The sequence below is a fragment of the Nonomuraea sp. K271 genome, from assembly GCF_009908215.1.
In the GTDB taxonomy this organism is placed as follows: Bacteria; Actinomycetota; Actinomycetes; order Streptosporangiales; family Streptosporangiaceae; genus Nonomuraea; species Nonomuraea longispora.
The window spans coordinates 1-954 of the sequence record NZ_JAAAHR010000389.1 but is presented as its reverse complement, the minus strand read 5'-3'; the positions used below and the strand labels follow the sequence as shown (position 1 = coordinate 954).

Genomic DNA, 954 nt, shown 5'->3' with positions numbered 1-954 from the left:
GAGCCGGCCGCGTCCGGTCATCCCCATGCCGCAGCCGGATCCCGGCCGCGCGCGTCCGGTCACTCCCATGCCGTGCACGGATCCCTTCCGGGCATGTCCGGTCAGGCGCATCCCGCGGGAGGCGGTGATCCGTACCGCACTCTTCCGCCGCACCGCGCGCGACGGCGCCTACCCCTGATCGCGGCCGTGTCCGGAGCGGTCGCCGTGTGCCTGGCGGCCGGTGTCGTCGCGTGGAACCTCTCGGCCGACAGGACGCCCGCCCCGTCGGTGCTGGCGGCGGGTTCCAGCGAGCCGTCCCCCTCCGCCACCACCGAGGCCCGGCGCGAGGGGACCGCCGCCCCACCCAGGAAGAAGAGGCGTACTCCTTCGGCCACTCCTGAGGTCAGGCGCTCACGCCCCGCCACGCGGCCGGCAGGGGAGCGCCGCGCCACCACGCGGCGAACACCCACGGGGACTCCCGAGCCGGCCGGGAAGCCGGTGACCAGGCGGCCGTCGCCCACCGCGATCAAGAAGAGCACGAAGAGCACGAGGACCGCCTCGTTCAACCTCGCCTACGTCAGGGTCGCCGGAGCGTCCAAGATCAACAGTGCGGGCGAGACCTGTTACACGGGGTCGCTGGGCTTCGGCATCGGGCTGGACGCGTCCGAGATGGGCGCCGCGTTCTCCTACCAGTGGCTGGTCGACGGCCAGGTGATCGAGAGCGGTTCGAGGCGCATCCCGTCCCACGCCCGCACCGACTATTTCGGCTCGAAGAAGCAGGTCAGCCCCGAGCTGGGGAGCCGGCACACGGTCGTCTTCCAGCTCACCTCGCCGGTGCGGAAGAGCCAGTCCGCCTCGTGGACCATGTGCTGAGCCCCGCGCCGGCGCCGGCCGGGGCCGGCCGGGGCCGGTCGTCCAGGTTCCGTACGCCAGGCCGCCACGCAGGGTCACGTCACGAGACGGCGACGCCCAGCA

General features: G+C 73.3%; 1 protein-coding gene. It reads left to right on the top strand.

Annotated elements, in window-relative coordinates; translation table 11 throughout:
- Positions 1-186 precede the first annotated feature (186 nt).
- Positions 187-852 carry a hypothetical protein gene (locus GUY59_RS47125; protein ID WP_138208868.1) on the top strand — a complete coding sequence of 222 codons (666 nt, stop codon included), beginning with the start codon at positions 187-189 and terminating at the stop codon, positions 850-852.
- Positions 853-954 lie beyond the last annotated feature (102 nt).